General features: G+C 52.6%; 15 protein-coding genes. 10 read left to right on the top strand and 5 right to left on the bottom strand.

Annotated elements, in window-relative coordinates:
- Positions 1-2: 2 nt before the first annotated feature.
- The gene (gene ansA, locus ABC502_RS14965; RefSeq protein WP_330087028.1) at positions 3-1,022 is read right to left on the bottom strand and encodes an asparaginase; all 1,020 of its coding nucleotides are present in this window, start codon (positions 1,020-1,022) and stop codon (positions 3-5) included.
- 63 nt (positions 1,023-1,085) lie between these two features.
- Positions 1,086-2,966, bottom strand: a complete 1,881-nt coding sequence (gene sppA / locus ABC502_RS14960) for a signal peptide peptidase SppA (RefSeq protein ID WP_345916463.1) — start codon at positions 2,964-2,966, stop codon at positions 1,086-1,088.
- Between the two features lie 148 nt (positions 2,967-3,114).
- Between sppA and ABC502_RS14955 the strand changes: the two genes are divergently transcribed.
- The 4 genes from ABC502_RS14955 (at position 3,115) to ABC502_RS14940 (ending at position 8,820) form a co-directional block, all read left to right on the top strand.
- Positions 3,115-5,151, top strand: a complete 2,037-nt coding sequence (locus ABC502_RS14955) for an NADPH-dependent 2,4-dienoyl-CoA reductase (protein ID WP_345916461.1) — start codon at positions 3,115-3,117, stop codon at positions 5,149-5,151.
- Between the two features lie 312 nt (positions 5,152-5,463).
- Positions 5,464-6,696, top strand: a complete 1,233-nt coding sequence (gene glgC, locus ABC502_RS14950; RefSeq protein WP_330087025.1) for a glucose-1-phosphate adenylyltransferase — start codon at positions 5,464-5,466, stop codon at positions 6,694-6,696.
- A gap of 32 nt (positions 6,697-6,728) precedes the next feature.
- Complete coding sequence (locus ABC502_RS14945) at positions 6,729-8,135, top strand: glycogen synthase (protein WP_345916460.1); 1,407 nt, start codon at positions 6,729-6,731, stop codon at positions 8,133-8,135.
- Positions 8,136-8,262: 127 nt separating this feature from the next.
- Entirely contained in the window at positions 8,263-8,820 is a 558-nt protein-coding gene (locus tag ABC502_RS14940; protein ID WP_330087023.1) for an NAD(P)H nitroreductase, read from the top strand.
- Positions 8,821-8,885: 65 nt separating this feature from the next.
- On the opposite strand, the gene asnS is transcribed toward ABC502_RS14940, so the two are convergent.
- Positions 8,886-10,286 carry an asparagine--tRNA ligase gene (asnS, locus tag ABC502_RS14935; RefSeq protein WP_345916459.1) on the bottom strand — a complete coding sequence of 467 codons (1,401 nt, stop codon included), beginning with the start codon at positions 10,284-10,286 and terminating at the stop codon, positions 8,886-8,888.
- A 120-nt stretch (positions 10,287-10,406) separates the two neighbouring features.
- Between asnS and ABC502_RS14930 the strand changes: the two genes are divergently transcribed.
- Complete coding sequence (locus ABC502_RS14930) at positions 10,407-10,775, top strand: hypothetical protein (RefSeq protein ID WP_330087021.1); 369 nt, start codon at positions 10,407-10,409, stop codon at positions 10,773-10,775.
- A 17-nt stretch (positions 10,776-10,792) separates the two neighbouring features.
- Here ABC502_RS14930 and bioA read toward each other — a convergent pair whose 3' ends face one another.
- Positions 10,793-12,064, bottom strand: coding sequence for an adenosylmethionine--8-amino-7-oxononanoate transaminase (gene bioA / locus ABC502_RS14925; protein ID WP_345916458.1), 1,272 nt, complete (start codon positions 12,062-12,064; stop codon positions 10,793-10,795).
- A gap of 106 nt (positions 12,065-12,170) precedes the next feature.
- Here bioA and bioB point away from each other — a divergent pair, with 106 nt between their 5' ends.
- Genes bioB through bioD form a run of 4 tightly spaced genes read left to right on the top strand, consistent with a single transcriptional unit; the run spans position 12,171 to position 15,866 of the window.
- Positions 12,171-13,211 (top strand): biotin synthase BioB, encoded by a 1,041-nt coding sequence (gene bioB / locus ABC502_RS14920; RefSeq protein WP_345916456.1) that lies wholly within the window; start codon positions 12,171-12,173, stop codon positions 13,209-13,211.
- Positions 13,212-13,216: 5 nt separating this feature from the next.
- Positions 13,217-14,371 (top strand): 8-amino-7-oxononanoate synthase, encoded by a 1,155-nt coding sequence (locus ABC502_RS14915; protein ID WP_345916454.1) that lies wholly within the window; start codon positions 13,217-13,219, stop codon positions 14,369-14,371.
- A complete protein-coding gene (locus ABC502_RS14910; RefSeq protein WP_345916453.1) occupies positions 14,371-15,186 on the top strand; it encodes a methyltransferase domain-containing protein in 816 nt (271 codons plus the stop codon). The genes ABC502_RS14915 and ABC502_RS14910 overlap by 1 nt, the downstream gene beginning before the upstream one ends.
- A complete protein-coding gene (gene bioD, locus ABC502_RS14905) occupies positions 15,186-15,866 on the top strand; it encodes a dethiobiotin synthase (protein WP_345916452.1) in 681 nt (226 codons plus the stop codon). The genes ABC502_RS14910 and bioD overlap by 1 nt, the downstream gene beginning before the upstream one ends.
- On the opposite strand, the gene pepE is transcribed toward bioD, so the two are convergent.
- Positions 15,858-16,556, bottom strand: a complete 699-nt coding sequence (gene pepE / locus ABC502_RS14900) for a dipeptidase PepE (protein ID WP_345916451.1) — start codon at positions 16,554-16,556, stop codon at positions 15,858-15,860. The genes bioD and pepE overlap by 9 nt on opposite strands.
- A gap of 167 nt (positions 16,557-16,723) precedes the next feature.
- On the opposite strand from pepE, the gene htpX reads away from it, so the two are divergent.
- Entirely contained in the window at positions 16,724-17,584 is an 861-nt protein-coding gene (gene htpX, locus ABC502_RS14895) for a protease HtpX (RefSeq protein WP_345916450.1), read from the top strand.
- Positions 17,585-17,660: the final 76 nt, after the last annotated feature.

Below are 17,660 nucleotides of genomic sequence, written 5' to 3'. Positions count from 1 at the left end.
GCTCAGCTTTTGCTGAGCTCTCCCCGTAAATCCTGTTGCATTTTAAGGCGTGCCTGGTCGATGCTGATTGGTTGGCTTAGCAAATAATGCAGCTTTGTCAGGGTCGCTTCCAAAGTCATGTCATAACCACTGATCACCCCATGGGCCCTAAGGGCATTACCGGTGGCATAGCCATCCATATTTACCCGGCCACGGAAGCATTGGGTGCAGTTGACAATAATGGTGCCACGCTCAGTGGCCTGCTGCAATGTTGCCAGCAACTCTGCTTGCTGGGGAGCATTGCCCACCCCATAAGATTTAATAATCAATGCTTTGACCGGAGCTGCTGCCATATTGGCAATCACATCAACGCTAATACCAGGATACAGAGTAACCACACTGACGGGTTGTGGCAGCACTGTCGCTACTTGCAGTGGAGAGCCATGTCGCTCTGTGGTGCTTAAGGCTCCAGCCTGCAACCGTATTTGGATGCCAGCTTCCAGCAGAGGTGGGTAATTGGGTGAAGCAAAAGCGTTAAAGCCATCGGCGTCAGCTTTGGTTGAGCGATTGCCCCGAAATAGCTGATTATTGAAAAACAGCGAGACTTCATGAATAGGGTACTCTGCCGCCAGGTAGAGTGCATTTAATAGATTGACCTGACCATCGCTGCGCAACTGTGCCAGTGGAATTTGCGAACCAGTGACAATGACAGGCTTGCTTAAGTTCTCCAGCAAAAAAGATAAGGCCGAGGCGGTATAGGCCATGGTATCGGTGCCATGCAATACCACAAACCCATCGTATTGCTGGTAGTTTTGTTGAATATCTTTGGCAATTTGCCACCAGTGGGCGGGTGTCATATTGGAGGAGTCAATCAGCTCCGGGTACTCGTGAATGGTGAATTCTGGCATTTCAGCCCGGAAAAACTCCGGCATGCCCTGAACTGTTTTAATTAAAAAGCCAGGGGCAGGAACGAAACCCTGGGAGGACTGTTGCATGCCAATGGTACCGCCGGTATAAGCGACGTAAATCCGTTTTTTATTCATCGAAGGCCTCATAAAAAAATGCCCGGCACAGGCCGGGCATTGTAGCTAAGATCATGCTGAGTGTCAGTCGATTTGGCACATCAGGCAGAAAGCATAGAGCCCCTGTGGGTCGTTAAAGTTGGACAGGGTGACAAAGTCATGCCGAAGTTGTTGAGTCATACGGTTAATCGCCTGGCGTTCTGGGCTCGTGCCAATTTGTGGCAACCAGCCCTGGTTGGCGGCACCACCAAAGAGCTCAATGACCATTTGTTCAAATGGTGACAGCTCGTGCCCAATGATTTTTACATCGTAGTTGCTTAATCCTGCCCGCTCTGCAGCAGCAGCAATGGCATCGTCAAAGCTACCCAGTTTATCGACCAGGCCGTATTGCAGGGCATGCTGGCCAGTAAATACTCGCCCTTGCGCTACTTTATCTACTTCTTCAAGGCTCATACCGCGATGTTCACCAACCAAGCTGAGGAAGTCTTTGTAGCCACGCTCGATCAGCAATTGGAAGATGTCTTTTTCGCGTGGTTGCAGGCCTTTATAAAATGGCAGCCCGGAACTAAAGCCGGCTAATTCGGTAGTACCGACGCCATCTACATTAATTCCCAGCGCATGAAAACTATCTTCCAGGCTGTGAAACAAGCCAAAAATCCCAATGGAGCCAGTGATGGTGGTCGGGGATGCCCAGATCTCTGTCGCAGGTGCTGCAATCCAGTAACCGCCAGAGGCTGCAACCGCACCCATCGAAGCAATGACTGGTTTCCCTGCCGCACGCAAAGCCATAACCTCACGGCCAATAATTTCAGAAGCAAAGGCACTGCCACCGCCACTATCAATGCGAAGCACCACTGCTTTTACTTTGTCGTCGTTACGGGCTCGTCGCAGCATGGCAGCTGTGCTATCACCACCAATGGTGCCGGCTTTGGCATTCCCATCGACAATCATGCCACGTGCAACGATGACCGCAACTTTGTCAGTCAGTGGGTTATCAAATGACTGCCGTGGCACTACCAGGCTCAGGTAGTCGTCGAAGGTGACATGGTTGTAGGTTTGGTTGTCGTTCTCACCAACCAGGCTGATCATTTTCTGGCGAAACTCCTGCTGGGTGCTCAAGGTATCTACCAGGCCCAGTGCCAACGCCATACTTGCTAAGTCACCATCTTGTTGCTGCAACTTTTCAAAGAAAGCATCACGTGTTTCAATAAAGCTTGCCGGTTCGAAGCCGCGGCGCTCAGCCACCTCTACTTTGTAGTTATGCCACAAGTCGTTTAACCAGAACAAAGCGTCTTGTTTTGCTTCGTCAGACATAGTGTCGCGAATAAAAGGCTCTACAGCAGATTTGTAGGTGCCAACCCGGAAGACATGGGTGTTTACTTTCAGCTTTTCCAGGGCACTTTTATAGAACATGGGGTAACTACCATAGCCTTCCAGCAGCACTGCACCCATAGGATCAAGATGTACTTCGTTGGCGTAGCTGGCAAGGAAATATTGCCCTTGGCCGAAATAGGCACCTCGGGTATAGATATGCTTGCCCGAAGCTTTGAACTGTTCTAGTTCTTTACCTATGGCCTGTAATTTGTCCAGCGAAGCACGGCCAAGGCCGGACAGATCCAACACCATGGCATGAATACGATCATCCTTGGTCGCATGCTGAATCACCTGCAATACATCGGACAGCAGAATTTCAGCCGGATCGGATTGGCCACCCAAGCTTTCGTTGACGATGGTGGAGAAGGGGTCGACAAAGCGCTTTTCTTCGACGATGTCACCTTGTAAATTCAGTACCAAAGCTGAGGTTGCCGGGACCTGTACCTTATCTTTGCCACTGAAAATGCTGATCAGCAGGATCAACACAATCAGAATAAACAGGGTGTTTAAAATAATAGAACGAAAAACTTTGTAACCATGCCAAATGCCTCCGAAGAAGCGACGGACTATTCCAGGGTTGGTTGCGGACATAGATGGATTCCTACACAACAATAAATCTGATCTTGGTGATACTATGCTAGCGAATTTAAGCACTAAAGATAACTGCAATTTGTAAGTAAATGTACATATTGCGTATCTGGGGTAAAACAGCTACCCTCTAACGGACAAGTTAACAGGTATGACCAGAGAGGGCGATGTGGCTTACCAATATTTATTACAGCCTTTGGATTTGGGTTTTACACAGCTGCGCAACCGCGTAGTTATGGGGTCCATGCATACTGGCCTTGAGGAAGAAAAAAACGGCTTTAGTAAACTTGCTGCATTTTATGCTGAGCGTGCTAAAGGAGGGGTTGGTCTTATCATTACAGGGGGCATTAGCCCGAATTTCCGGGGCAATCTGGTGCCTTTTGGTAGCCAGCTTAGCTTTGGCTGGCAAGCAAAAAAGCATACTGAAGTCACCCAGGCAGTGCATGCTCATGGGGCCAAAATTTGTTTGCAGTTGTTGCATGCAGGTCGCTATGGCTATCATCCTTTTAATGTAGCTCCCAGTAAAATCAAATCACCTATTACCCCTTTTACCCCATCCGAAATGTCCGGCCGGCAAATTAAAAGCACCATCCGTGATTTTGCTAAGGCGGCAGTGCTGGCGAAAAAGGCTGGTTACGATGGGGTGGAAATCATGGGCTCTGAAGGCTACCTCATTAACCAGTTTATTTGTCAGCGGACCAATCAACGCACTGATGAATGGGGGGGCGATTTTGCCAACCGCATCCGCTTCCCATTGGAAACCATTAAAGCAGTGCGTGAGCGGTGTGGGGACGATTTTATTATTGTCTATCGTCTTTCCATGTTGGATCTGGTAGAAGACGGCAATAGCTACGAGGAAGTGGTAGAACTTGCCAAAGCTGTATCTGCCGCAGGTGTCAGCATCATCAATACCGGCATTGGCTGGCATGAAGCGAGGATCCCAACCATCACCACCCGGGTGCCCCGGGCTGCTTTTAGTTGGATCACAGAGCGGGTTCGTCAGGAAATTACTATCCCAATCATGGCGACCAACCGTATCAATACACCGCAGGTAGCCGAAGATATCCTGGCCAATGGTCAGGCGGATATGGTGTGTATGGCACGGCCATTTTTAGCCGATGCAGATTTTGTCAATAAAGCTGCCGCTAATAAAGCCGATGAAATCAATACCTGCATTGCCTGCAACCAGGCCTGCCTTGATCATGTGTTTCAGAAAAAGCGCGCCAGCTGCTTAGTCAATCCGCGGGCTTGTTATGAAACCGAACTGAATTTCGAGTCTGCAGCTACACCTAAAAAATTGGCGGTGGTCGGTGCCGGTCCGGCTGGCCTTGCCTTTAGTGTCTATGCGGCGCAGCGTGGTCATAAGGTGACCTTATTTGATAAATCGCATCAGATAGGTGGTCAGTTTAACTACGCCAAGCAAATTCCTGGTAAAGAAGAATTTTATGAAACCCTGCGTTATTTTGGCCGGATGCTGGAACTGCATCATATTGAACTGCGCTTAAACAGCGAACAGAGTGTAGACTCTCTGCAGCAAGCTGGGTTTGATGAAGTGATCCTTGCGACCGGTATTGTACCAAGGCCTGTCGATATTGAAGGCATTGAGCACCCGATGGTACTCAGCTATCTGGATGTATTGCGTGATCACAAAGCGGTCGGTAAGAATGTAGCTATTATTGGCGCTGGCGGCATTGGTTTTGATGTGGCCGAGTATCTGACCGAGAACCATTCCCTGACGCTGCAACCAGATGCCTGGCTCAAAGAGTGGGGCGTTGATAAAGCCTACCAGGCACGAGGTGCTTTGTTGCCAGAGCATCGGCCTGAACCTGCATTGCGCAAAATCTATTTGCTGCAACGCAAAAGCAGCAAAGTGGGTGCAGGCCTTGGCAAAACATCCGGCTGGGCGCACCGCGCCTCGCTTAAAAGTAAAGGGGTAGAAAGTATTGCTGGTGTGCAATACCGTAAGATTGATGATCATGGTCTTTGGATTGAAATTGCAGGTGAGGAGCGGTGTCTGCAAGTAGATAATGTCATTATTTGCGCCGGACAAATGCCTTTGCGTGAGCTGCAAGCCGGACTGCAGGATGTTGGTTTGCCGGTGCATCTGATTGGTGGCGCGGATGTTGCTGCTGAATTGGATGCCAAAAGAGCCATCCGGCAGGGTGCTGAATTGGCTGCCCGTATTTAGTTTCTGTTTCATCCCCCTTGCTGGTTGCACCAGCAAGGGGATATCTGCTCCTTTCCTTCCTGAATCTCTTGTCGCTGATGCAAAGCTTTGCTAGCCTGAAACCAGCTTGTGCTTTTTTTGCACTAAATGAGTGTGGCGCCAGCTATTTTTTGCTCCATATTGGTGCCTTTGTCATGCTATCGCCATACTGGCGTCATAACCTGTTGCATACGAATGCAGCTTTGCCAGGGCATGACTTCACAATGGCCTTTACCTTGCATTACAAAGATCGAAACATCACTATCATTATTTTTTGATTCACAGGGAGTTGGTATGTCAGGTGTGTTAACCATGATTTTAGCCGGTGGTGAAGGAACTCGGTTGGCGCCATTAACGGGTATCCGCGCCAAACCTGCGGTGCCTTTCGGTGGCAATTACCGCATTATAGACTTTGTACTGAATAACTTTGTGAACTCTGATTTTTTGCAGATTTTTGTGATTACCCAGTTCAAATCACACTCCCTGATGAAGCATCTGGGGCGGGCCTGGCGCGTCTCGGGTTTAACCAACCGCTTTATTGATCCAATACCCGCTCAGATGCAAACCGGCAAGCATTGGTATCTGGGCACTGCCGATGCGGTGTACCAAAATCTGCACTTGATCCATGGCCTGGATCCTGAAGAGGTCTGTATTTTCGGTGGTGATCACATCTACAAAATGGATGTGCGGCAAATGCTGGATTTTCACCGTCAAAACAATGCCAGCATGACGGTTGCAGCCATTCCTGTGCCGGTCGCTGATGCCCATCACTTCGGTGTGATAGAAGTAGATGCCAGCGGTAAAATGATTGGTTTCGAAGAAAAACCACTTAGCAATCCAAAAACGATACCTGGCCGGCCTGATTACGTGTTGGCTTCGATGGGCAATTATATTTTCGAAAAAGACTGCCTGATCGAGTGTCTGGAAACCGATGCTGCCGATCCGGCGTCCAGTCATGATTTTGGTAAAAACATTATTCCCAGACTCTATCCGTCTGGCGACGTCTATGTGTATGATTTTTCCAGCAACAGCATTCGTGGTGAACAAGATATCTCCCGCGGTTACTGGCGCGATGTTGGCACGCTCGACTCCTACTACGAAGCCAATATGGATTTGATTGCGGTGATTCCGCCTTTTGATTTGTACAACCGGTATTGGCCGCTACGTAGCTATACGCCTCCGATGCCGCCGGCTAAATTTGTGCATGATGAAACCAACCGTACTGGTCAGGCGATTAGCTCTATGGTGTCTTCAGGTTGTATTATCAGTGGTTCCATCGTGTACCATTCGATCCTGGGTTACAACGTGCATGTGCACAGTCATGCCTACATTGAAAAGTGTGTGCTGATGGGCAACAACGATATAGGGCGGGGCTGTCGCATCCGTCGTGCTATCATTGATAAAGATGTCAAGATAGCGCCGAATACAGTGATTGGCGAAGATGTGAACCTGGATAAACAGCGCTTTCATGTGTCAGAAGAAGGCGTTATTGTGATCCCCAAAGGAGCCCGGGTTGGCTTTGATTAAGCCAGGATTGAACAACAACAAAGGTTCATTGAATGCGTATTTTGATGTTATGCAGTGAATATGAAGGCCTCATTAAAACCGGCGGTCTGGCAGATGCCTGCCGTGGCCTGACCAAAGCTCTGGTCGAGGCCGGGCATGAGGTGATGGTGTTAGTGCCGCGTTATGCCAGCTTGTATGAATTTGAAACCAGGGATTGGCAATCGGTCTATGTATCTCTGGGCGGTCGTACATTTGGCTGTGCTGTCCGACAGCTAACGCTGGATGGCGTTGCCATTGGTCTGGTAGAGCATCATGAGTTTTTTCAGCGCATACGGCCATACGACGATGGAGAATATGGCTATGCCGATAATCCGCTGCGTTTCGCTTTCTTTTGCAAGGCTGCGCTTGCCTGGTGTCAGGAGCGGGGTTTTTGCCCGGATATTATCCATGGCCACGATTGGCAAACGGCGTTGGCTGGTGTCTATTTACAGCATGAGCAAGCGCAGGATGATTTCTTTTCCGGCAGTCGTTTCGTTTTTACCATTCATAATGGTGCTTATCAGGAAGTGGTCGCATCCGACTGGGCGAAACAACTGGAGCTGCCAGCATCCAGCAGTCCGGTCAATCTGCTGCAACAAGGCATCGCCAGTGCCAGCAAAATCAACACCGTCAGTAGTGGCTATCGGGATGAACTGCTGTCAGAGCCGGCAGGCAATGGACTGGCTTGGTTGTATCAGCAGCGCCAGACCGACTTTAGCGGTATTTTAAATGGCTGTGATTACCAGTTATGGCATCCTGGCCGGGACGTTCACTTACCAGCCCATTACGATTGGCCGGATCTGACTGGCAAGGCAAGTTGCAAAACCTGGTTGCGGCAACATCATCAATTGCCCGACAAAGCAGTTCCGTTGTATGTAGCGGTAAGCCGCATTACCGGCCAAAAAGGCTTCGATTATTTGCTACCGGCACTGGCGCAATGGCTGCCCACCACCGACTCTCAGGTGCTGATTATGGGGACCGGTGAGCGGCACTACACCGAGGCTTTATTTGCATTGGCTGCGCGCTTTAAAGGCCAGATGAGCTTTGTGATGGGCTTTGATGAAGCGATGGCGCATAAAATTGAAGCGGCTGGTGACTTTTTTCTGATGCCTTCATTGTTTGAGCCTTGTGGGCTGAACCAAATTTATAGTTTACGTTATGGTACCTTGCCCTTGGTGCGTGCTACCGGGGGCCTGAAAGACACTGTAGTGCCTTACCCTGAAGCCGATTGTACCGGCATCCATTTCGAGCAAGCGAATGCGGTTGCCTTACTGCAAGCTTTGCAACAAACCGATGCTATTTATCAGGACCAGGCGCTATATCAGGCGATGCAACAACGCGCAATGGCGCAGTGCTTTAGTTGGCAGCAAGCTTGTCAGCAATACGAGCTGTTGTATCAGGCGGCTTTGCAGCAATACTAAGCGCTCTGATCAATTCCCAAGCGATTGCGCTGAAATCGCAATAAAGCCATAGGCAGCTTGAAAAACTTCTGATAGCCTTGTTGCTATTCTAAGTTGTCGCTTTTTTTGCTCTGAGAAGGGTTTTATCATGGATGCGATCACGCTACTGACTACGCGGCAATCCTGTCCGCGTTTAACTGAGCCAGCTCCTCAAGGTGAAGCGCTGGAATTGATCAAGCAGGCCGCGCTGCGGGTGCCGGATCATGGTGCTTTGCGGCCCTGGCGCTTTTTGATAGTGCAGGGCAGATCTTCACTGGAGCGCTTAGGGGATATTTTCGCCGAAGCTGCGGTTGAGGATGATCCCACCATTTCCAATGATCTGCTGGAGCGAGCCCGCCAGTTGCCACTGCGAGCACCTATGGTGATTGTTTGCATTGCCCGTTGCAACAGCGAGTCGAAAATACCTTTGCACGAGCAAATTCAGTCAGCAGCCTGCTCGGTGATGGCGATGCAGCAAGCGGCTTTTGCACTGGGCTATGGGGGTATTTGGCGCAGCGGCATGTATGCCGAGATGGAGTTTGTCAAACAGTCGCTTGAGCTGGGCGAAGACGATGAAATTGTCGGCTTTTTGTATTTGGGCACACCGGCCTCTGAAGTCCGTATTCGTGCTGGCCTTGATCCGGCCGACTTCTTTGCCGAATTTTAAAGTGATTTAAAAGCAACAGCCCCGCATTAGCGGGGCTGTTTCGTTTATGGTCTAATGACAACGGCTTAGAAGTCAGCGTTGCCTGGGGTGCGCGGGAAGGGGATCACATCGCGTACATTGCCCATACCGGTCACGTAACTGACCAGGCGCTCAAAGCCCAAACCAAAACCTGAGTGCGGTACGGTGCCGTAACGGCGCAGATCGCGGTACCAGCCGTAATCGTCTTTGTTCAGGCCCATCGCAGCCAGTCGCTCATCCAGCTTGTCGAGCCGCTCTTCGCGCTGACTGCCGCCAATGATTTCACCAATACCGGGGGCCAGGATATCCATCGCTGCTACCGTCTTGCCATCTTCGTTTAAGCGCATGTAGAAGGCTTTGATGTCTTTCGGGTAGTTTTGCAAAATAATGGGTGCGCCCACATGCTCTTCGGCCAGGTAGCGCTCGTGCTCGGACTGCAAATCAATACCCCATTCCACCGGGTAATTGAAGGTCTTGCCGCAGTTTTGCAGGATCTCGATGGCATCGGTGTAATCCATCCGCACAAAGCTGGAATCCACCATCTGTTGCAAACGGCTGATGGCGTCTTTATCTACCCGCTCGGCAAAAAAGGCCATGTCATCGGCACGTTCTTCCAACACGGCTTTAAACACGTACTTCAGCATGTCTTCGGCCAGCTGCGCCACATCGGCCAGTTCAGCAAAAGCCACTTCCGGTTCAATCATCCAGAACTCGGCCAGGTGGCGGCTGGTATTGGAGTTTTCCGCACGAAAAGTCGGGCCAAAGGTGTACACCTTGGACAGGGCACAGCAGTAAGTTTCTACGTTCAGCTGGCCGGAAACGGTGAGGAAGGTCTCGCGGTCAAAGAAATCTTTGCTGTAATCCACTTTGCCATCATCGGTGCGTGGCAGGTTTTCCAGATCCAGCGTACTGACCCGGAACATTTCGCCAGCGCCTTCGGTGTCCGAGCCGGTGATGATAGGGGTGCTGATCCAGTAAAAGCCGCGCTGATGAAAGAAACGATGTACCGCTTGCGCCAGGCAGTTGCGTACCCGGGTTACAGCGCCATGGATATTGGTGCGTGGGCGCAGATGGGCAAATTCACGCAGGTACTCCATAGAGTGGCGTTTTGGCGCCATCGGGTAAGTATCCGGGTTTTCCACCCAGCCAATCACGGCCACCGAGCTGGCCTGAATTTCAAACTGCTGGCCCTGACCTTCAGAGCGGGCAATGGTGCCTGTCACTACCACGGAGCAGGCAGTAGTCAGGCGTTTGATTTCGCTTTCGTAATTGGGTAGCGCGGCCGGTACTACCGCCTGCACCGCATCAAAGCAGCTGCCATCGTGCACAGCGACAAAAGAAATACCGGCTTTGGAGTCACGCTTGGTGCGGACCCAGCCTTTGACAGTAACGGTATCGCCTACAGCGTAGCGACCACTTAAAACATCATGAATCACAGCATCGGACATGCTTGAAAGCTCCGTGTAAAATTGGAAACCTGGCGGTTAAACTTGGTCAAATCAATAAGACATGTAATGATACTGACGCAGTGACTGAACACAAGTAAAACTTAGGTTTTTAGCGCGAATATGACCACAGAGCACAGTGCATTTAAAAATGATCGTCGTCAGGGGCCGGATCTGGTGCGCCAGTTGTTTGCCTGGCTGGCGGTGCTGGCGTGGGTGCTTTTTATTCTGGCTTTGCTACTTGTGCACTTTGCCCGGCCGGAAATGGATACCGGCCTGGTGCGCTACTGGGATATTGAAGTGCGTGGCGACTGGCACCCGGTGTTGACCAACTGGTTGCAGGCCATGCTGTATGGCACGGCGCTGCTTAGTGCCATTAGCCTGGTGCTCAACCGGCTGCGCTTACGCCGTAAAGACGACCGGCTGCATTTTAATCTGGTGCTGTTGCTGCTGGCGTCGATAGCGCTGGGGCTTTACCTGCTTCGCCTGTAGCATCCTGCGATATGCTATCAGACGCCAACCGCACGACGCATCGACCAGCACAAGCGGCTGATTTGCTCCTCGCTGATAATATAGGGCGGCATCAGATAAATCAGCCGGTTAAAAGGCCGGATCCAAACCCCATCACCGACAAAATGCTGTTGCAGCTTGGCTACATCCACAGGGTGGTGCATCTCCAGCACACCGATGGCTCCCAGTACCCGCACTTCTTTTACCAAAGGCGAGGCCTGGCAGGGGGCTAATTCGGCTTTTAGCTGAGTTTCAATCGCTGCGACCTGCGCTTGCCAGTCACCGGTACGGATCAAACCGATACTGGCATTGGCCACCGCACAGGCCAGCGGGTTGGCCATAAAGGTCGGGCCATGCATCAGGCCACCTGCCTCGCTCTGGCTAACACCAAGCGCCACCTGATCGGTACAGAGGGTAGCGGCCATCGTCATGTAACCGCCGGTTAAGGCTTTGCCCAGGCACAGAATATCGGCGGTGATCTTGGCTTGTTCACAGGCAAACAGACTGCCGGTGCGGCCAAAGCCGGTGGCAATCTCATCGGCAATCAGCAGTACGTCAAATTCATCACACAGAGCACGACAACCGGCCAGATAGTCGGGGTGATAAAAACGCATGCCGCCATAGCCTTGCACGATGGGCTCCAGGATCAGGGCGGCAATGTACTGATGGCGCTGCTCTAGCAGTTGTTGCAAGGGCTTTAGGCTCTCTGGCCGGAATTCGCTGTGGTACGGACTGTCCGGGGCCGGTAGAAAATGATGCTGCGGCAGCAGTTTGCTGAACATGCTGTGCATGCTATCGACCGGATCGCACACCGCCATGGCGGCAAAGGTATCGCCATGGTAGCCCTTACGCAGGCTAATCAGCTCGGTTTTTTGTCTGTGGCCGATGCCCTGCCAGTACTGCAGCGCCATTTTAATGGCTACTTCCACCGCAATCGAGCCGCTGTCGGCCAGAAAGACTTTGTTTAATGCCGGTGGCGTGATGGCCAGCAGCTGTTGGCACAGTGTCACTGCCTGCGGATGGGTAATGCCGCCAAACATCACATGGGCCATCTGGCCAAGCTGGTAGGTGACTGCCTGATCCAGCACCGGGTGGCGGTAGCCATGCACTGCCGACCACCAGGAGGCGGTGCCATCCACCAGCCGCTGGCCATTTTCCAGCATTAGCTCACAGCCTTCGGCGGCCACCACCGGATACACCGGCAGTGGATCGATCATCGAGGTATAGGGGTGCCAGATATGCTGCCGGTCAAAGGCTAAATCAATGCTCATAAAATAACCATCAGTAAAGTTGTGTGTGCAAATCAGATTGACAAGTCAGGGTTGGCGGCTAGACTAGCGAAAAATAACCCGAACCACAATCCAAACAGGGATCCTCATGTCTACAGCCATTCGTCACGACTGGAGCCTAGCCGAAGTCAATGCTCTGTTCGCCTTGCCGTTTAATGATCTGGTGTTTCAGGCCCAAACAGTGCATCGCCAGCATTTTACCCCGAACGAGGTGCAGGTCAGCACCTTGTTGTCGATTAAAACCGGTGCCTGCGCCGAAGACTGCAAGTACTGCCCGCAAAGCGGCCATTACAACACCGGCCTGGAGCGTGAGCGCCTGCTGGAAGTGGAAAAAGTACTGCGCCAGGCTCAGGCGGCTAAAGAGAAAGGTGCCACCCGCTTTTGCATGGGCGCAGCCTGGAGCAACCCGAAGCAGCGGGATATGCCGTACCTGATTGAAATGGTCCGTGGTGTGAAGTCGATGGGGCTGGAAACCTGCATGACGCTTGGCATGATTGACCCCGAGCAGGCGCAAAGCCTTGCTTCTGCCGGTCTGGATTACTACAACCACAACCTGGATACCTCACCGGAATTTTATGGTGAAATCATTACCACCCGTACTTATCAGGATCGGTTGGATACGCTGCAGCATGTGCGCGATGCCGGCATGAAGGTCTGCTGTGGCGGTATTCTTGGCATGGGCGAGTCGGCCAATGATCGCTCGGCCTTGCTGATGCAGCTGGCTAATTTACCGGAGCATCCGGAGAGTGTGCCGATCAATATGTTGGTGAAAGTGCAGGGCACACCGCTGGAGAATGTTGAGGATATGGATGCTTTTGAGTTTATCCGCGCCATTGCCGTGGCCCGCATTATGATGCCAGCCAGCCATGTGCGGTTATCCGCTGGTCGCAGCCGGATGAACGAGCAAATGCAGGCGCTCTGTTTTATGGCCGGTGCCAACTCGATTTTCTACGGCGATAAGCTGCTCACCACCGACAACCCGGAAGCCGATGCCGATATGCAATTGTTTGCCAAGCTTGGCATTCGGCCGGAGCAGCGTCAGGATGTGTCGGACGAAGCCCATGCTCTGGCACTGGCCGATGCCATCAAAGAACAGCAGCAGACGCCGCTGTATCACGCTGCCGGTTAATACCGATGGACCTGGCCAGCATGCAGCAGGCGCTTAGTGAGCGCCGGCAGCAGCAATTGCACCGTAACCAGTTCGCCATGCAGCCATTGCCGGATGGCATGGTGCGGGTGCAGGGCAAAGACTATCTGAACTTTTCCGGCAACGATTACCTGGGGCTAGCGCAGGATCCTGCCGTACTGGCGGCACTGACCGAGGGAGCCGCCCGTTTTGGTATTGGCAGTACCGGTTCGCCTTTGGTGACCGGGCATCAGTATCCGCATCAGGCGCTTAGCGATGCACTCTGTGACTGGCTGGGCTTTGATGAGGTTCTGCTGTTCAGCTCTGGCTTTGCCGCCAATCAGGCGATGCTACAAACTCTGGCTGGGCACGATGAGCGTATCCTGCTGGATAAGTTAAGCCATGCCTCGCTGATTGATGCGGCCAAACACCATGCAGGTGGGTTTAAGCGTTTCTTGCACAATGATCTGACGTCGTTACATCAGTTGCTGAGCCAACAGGCTACCGGTAAATCGGTGGTGGTAACGGAAGGGGTCTTCAGCATGGATGGGGACAGCCCCGATCTGGCTGCTATGGCGACACTCTGTGCACGGCATCAGGCCCCGTTGCTGCTGGATGATGCGCATGGCCTGGGCGTTTTTGGTGCTGAGGGGCGAGGTAGCTGGCAACAGCAGAGGTTGGTACCCGAGCAGTTGCAGGCCCTGATGGCGAATTTTGGCAAAGCCCTGGGTGGCTCGGGTGGTTTTATTGCCGCCTCTGCCACTGTGATTGATTACCTGCGCCAGTTCGGCCGTCATTACATCTACAGCACGGCGTTTTCGCCGGCGCTCTGTTGGGCGCAGCAGAAAGCGGTGCAACTGTGCCGGCAGGATGACTGGCGCCGTGAGCGCTTGCAGCAGCATCTTTTCCTGTTTCAGCAGTTGGCACAAGCAGCCGGTTTGCCCTTAATGGCTTCCGGCTCGGCCATTCAGCCGGTACTGGTAGGCGATGCCGGTCGCTGTCTGGTGCTCAGTCAGGCTCTAAAAGAGAAGGGCATCTGGTTAACGGCCATCCGGCCACCAACCGTTGCTGCCGGCAAAGCCCGGCTTCGAATTACTTTAAGCGCGGCCCATCAGCCAGAGCATATCCGTACCCTGGTGGCTGCATTGCAGGAGCTGTTTTGATGTCTGTTCAGGCGCAAGCCATTGCCCGCCATTTTGGCAAAGCCTGCCAAAGCTACAGTAACGCGGCCCGTTTGCAGCGCTTAACTGGTTATGCGTTACTTGATGCATTGCCGGTGGCACCACAGGGCAACCTGCTGGATCTGGGCTGTGGCCCGGCCTGGCTGCACCCGGAGCTGGTCCAGCGCTGCCAGCAACTGCTGGCGGTTGATTTAAGTGCCGGCATGTTGCAACAGGCACAGCAGCTGGCGCTGGCGAAGGACTACATTCAGGCCGATGCCGCGGCTTTACCGCTGGCAGCAGCTTCGGTGCAAAAGGTGTTCTCTAATTTAATGCTGCAGTGGTGTCCCAAGCCTGCCAGAGTTGCAGCAGAGCTTGAACGCGTGCTACAAAGCGGCGGTATGGTTTTGCTGAGTACCTTGCTGCAGGGTACTCTGGCTGAGTTACGTCAGGCCTTTTTAGCGCTTGAGCTGACGCCGCATGTGAATCAGTTTCTGACAGCCGATGCGCTGCTGCTGGCGATGCAGCAGGGGGCACCTACCATGGACTGGCAATTGCAAATAGAAACCGTGCAACTTAGCTATCCGGATGTGCTGGCGCTTGGCCGGGAGCTGAAATCTCTGGGAGCCAACTATGTGCCGGATAAAACCCGCAAAGGCCTGACCGGGCGCAGCTACTGGCAGCAGTTGCAGCAGGCCTACCCCAAAGGGGCTGGCACTACGCAAAAAGAGCCGTTAGAAAACGGCGCTGCAGAGACCGCTACCAAAACAATAGTGGCCAGCTATCAGGTGGCTTATCTCACCGGAGTTAAGCGCTGATGGCCAGTTTCTTTGTCACCGGCACCGACACCGATGCTGGCAAAACTTATGTCAGCACCGCTTTATTGCAGGGCTTAAACCAGGCTGGTTTTAGCGCCATTGGTGCCAAACCAATCGCCGCCGGGGTGGATGCCAGTGGTAAAAACCCGGATGCGCTGGCGCTGCAACAAGCCAGCTTGGTGCTACTGGATTATGCGGCCATCAATCCGATCTTGCTGCAAGCGGCGGTAGCGCCGCATCTTGCTGCTGCAATCGAACAGCAGCCATTGGATGAAACAGTGCTTAGCCAGCAGCTTAGCGCCTTACAGCAGCAAGCTGAGTGGGTGTTGGTGGAAGGGGCTGGTGGCTGGCTATTGCCGTTATCGGCTACGCGTTACCTGGCCGATTGGGTGATAGAGCAGCAATTGCCAGTGCTGTTGGTGGTAGGGATGAAGCTGGGTTGTTTGAATCATGCCATGCTGACAGTACGCGAAATCGAGCGCTCTGGTCTGCGCTTGCTCGGCTGGGTCGCCAATGGCGTCGATCCGACCATGCAATTATTGCAGGAAAATATTGCCGATTTGCAGCAGCGCATCCCGGCGCCTTGTTTGGGCGTGCTACCATATCAGCCAGCAGGGGCCAGCTCGTTGCTGCAGCAGCAACTGGCTGGCGCCTTACTGAACGTATTAAAGCTAAAGTAACGCCGATAGCTCGCTACCTGCTGCCAGGTGGGATTTATGGCCGCCTTTAAACTGATAAGCGCCCGGCTCACCGAGTACAGTGAGCTCTTCCCCCTGATACAACAAAGCACTGCCTTCCGGTAAAGCAATGATCGGCATCTCAGGCTCTAACACCATAAACTCTGCCAGGCGCATATCGCGGGTTTCGCCATGAAAATCGGCCGGGTGCTGGTCGGTGTAATGTGGGTTTAGTTGAAACGGCAATAAACCCAAAGCATCGAATGAATCCGGCTGCACAATCGGCATATCGTTGGTGGTACGAATGCTCAAGCCGGCCAGGTTAGCACCGGCGCTCCAGCCGATGTAGGGTAGCCCTTCGGTTACGCGTTTTTTGATTAAGCCCAGTAAATTCAACTGCTGCAGCCGTTGCAGCAAGGCAAAGGTATTGCCGCCTCCTACCAGAATCGCTTCAGCTTGCTCGATGGCGTTGGCCGGGTTGTCAAACCGATGCAGGCTATCGACCGTAATACCAAGCTGGGCCAGTGCCGCAGCCACTTTGGCCTGATAGGCATCAAAATCAATGCTGACACCGGCATAAGGCACAAACAGCAAGCGGCTGCAGCCGGACAGGTGCTGGCTCATCCAGTCCAGGTAAGGTGTCAGGTAGTCGCTGTTATTGACTTTGGAACTGCTCAGGGCAAGAAGTTGCATCGGGATCTCCGTGGGTGTCTGTTGCAAAGTGCGGCTTAGTCTACGAAAGCCGGCCCATCCTGACAACTTTGCTTACACTCTTTTGCTGGGGTCTTGGTCGTGTATTCATTGAAAATTCAGCCGATGCCCTTATATTACACAGAGTTCAATTACTTTTGAGGTACACGATGAAAAGAGTGTTCTTATTTTTGCTGACGAACCTGGCTGTTCTTTTTGTCCTGGGCATTGCGTTGTCCATTATATTCAGTGTGTTTAACATTGATCGCTCCGGTATCGGCGGCTTGCTGGTATTTGCTGCTGTGTTTGGTTTTGGTGGCTCCTTTATCTCGCTGGCAATGTCCAAATGGATGGCCAAGCGCTCTACTGGCGCTGTGGTAATCCAGCAACCGCGTAATGCGACTGAGAAATGGCTGGTGGATACGGTAGCCCGCCAGGCTCGTAAAGCAGGCATAGGTATGCCGGAAGTCGCGATTTACGACTCGCCGGAGATGAATGCCTTTGCCACTGGCATGAAACGCAACGACGCCCTGGTAGCGGTGTCTACCGGCTTGTTGCGTAATATGCGTGAAGACGAAGTGGAAGCTGTATTGGCGCACGAGGTGTCCCATATTGCCAACGGCGATATGGTCACGCTGACGCTGATCCAGGGTGTGGTCAATACCTTTGTTATTTTCCTGGCGCGTTTTATTGCCGGCATTATCCGGCAGAATAACCAGCAAATGGGCACTATTGCGTACTTTGGTATCGTGATCGTGCTGGAAATGTTATTTGGCGTACTGGCCAGTATTGTGGTGATGTGGTTCTCGCGTCATCGTGAATACCGTGCCGACGCCGGTGCCGCTCGCTTAGAAGGCGCCAATAAGATGGTCGCTGCGCTGAAGCGGCTGCAGCACAACCACGAAAGCCGGTTAGAGGGCAGCATGGCCGCTTTCGGTATTGCTGGTGGCGGCAAGAAGTCCGAACTTTTTATGTCGCACCCACCGCTGGAAAAGCGCATCGCCGCGCTGCAAAACACCCGCGAGTTCTAAGCCTCAAGGCGTAAAAAAAACCAAAAACCGGCTCCGCAAGGGCCGGTTTTTTTCTGTCTGGCAGTTGCTAGCTTCC

It is taken from the genome of Alkalimonas sp. NCh-2, assembly GCF_039631345.1.
In the GTDB taxonomy this organism is placed as follows: Bacteria; Pseudomonadota; Gammaproteobacteria; order Enterobacterales; family Alteromonadaceae; genus Alkalimonas; species Alkalimonas mucilaginosa.
This window is presented reverse-complemented; position numbering and strand designations above follow the sequence as displayed.

Coding starts and splice junctions, on each gene's coding strand:
- ansA (WP_330087028.1), bottom strand. CDS start 1,022: ATGAATAAAAAACGGATTTACGTCGCTTATACCGGCGGTACCATTGGC.
- sppA (WP_345916463.1), bottom strand. CDS start 2,966: ATGTCCGCAACCAACCCTGGAATAGTCCGTCGCTTCTTCGGAGGCATT.
- ABC502_RS14955 (WP_345916461.1), top strand. CDS start 3,115: ATGACCAGAGAGGGCGATGTGGCTTACCAATATTTATTACAGCCTTTG.
- glgC (WP_330087025.1), top strand. CDS start 5,464: ATGTCAGGTGTGTTAACCATGATTTTAGCCGGTGGTGAAGGAACTCGG.
- ABC502_RS14945 (WP_345916460.1), top strand. CDS start 6,729: ATGCGTATTTTGATGTTATGCAGTGAATATGAAGGCCTCATTAAAACC.
- ABC502_RS14940 (WP_330087023.1), top strand. CDS start 8,263: ATGGATGCGATCACGCTACTGACTACGCGGCAATCCTGTCCGCGTTTA.
- asnS (WP_345916459.1), bottom strand. CDS start 10,286: ATGTCCGATGCTGTGATTCATGATGTTTTAAGTGGTCGCTACGCTGTA.
- ABC502_RS14930 (WP_330087021.1), top strand. CDS start 10,407: ATGACCACAGAGCACAGTGCATTTAAAAATGATCGTCGTCAGGGGCCG.
- bioA (WP_345916458.1), bottom strand. CDS start 12,064: ATGAGCATTGATTTAGCCTTTGACCGGCAGCATATCTGGCACCCCTAT.
- bioB (WP_345916456.1), top strand. CDS start 12,171: ATGTCTACAGCCATTCGTCACGACTGGAGCCTAGCCGAAGTCAATGCT.
- ABC502_RS14915 (WP_345916454.1), top strand. CDS start 13,217: ATGGACCTGGCCAGCATGCAGCAGGCGCTTAGTGAGCGCCGGCAGCAG.
- ABC502_RS14910 (WP_345916453.1), top strand. CDS start 14,371: ATGTCTGTTCAGGCGCAAGCCATTGCCCGCCATTTTGGCAAAGCCTGC.
- bioD (WP_345916452.1), top strand. CDS start 15,186: ATGGCCAGTTTCTTTGTCACCGGCACCGACACCGATGCTGGCAAAACT.
- pepE (WP_345916451.1), bottom strand. CDS start 16,556: ATGCAACTTCTTGCCCTGAGCAGTTCCAAAGTCAATAACAGCGACTAC.
- htpX (WP_345916450.1), top strand. CDS start 16,724: ATGAAAAGAGTGTTCTTATTTTTGCTGACGAACCTGGCTGTTCTTTTT.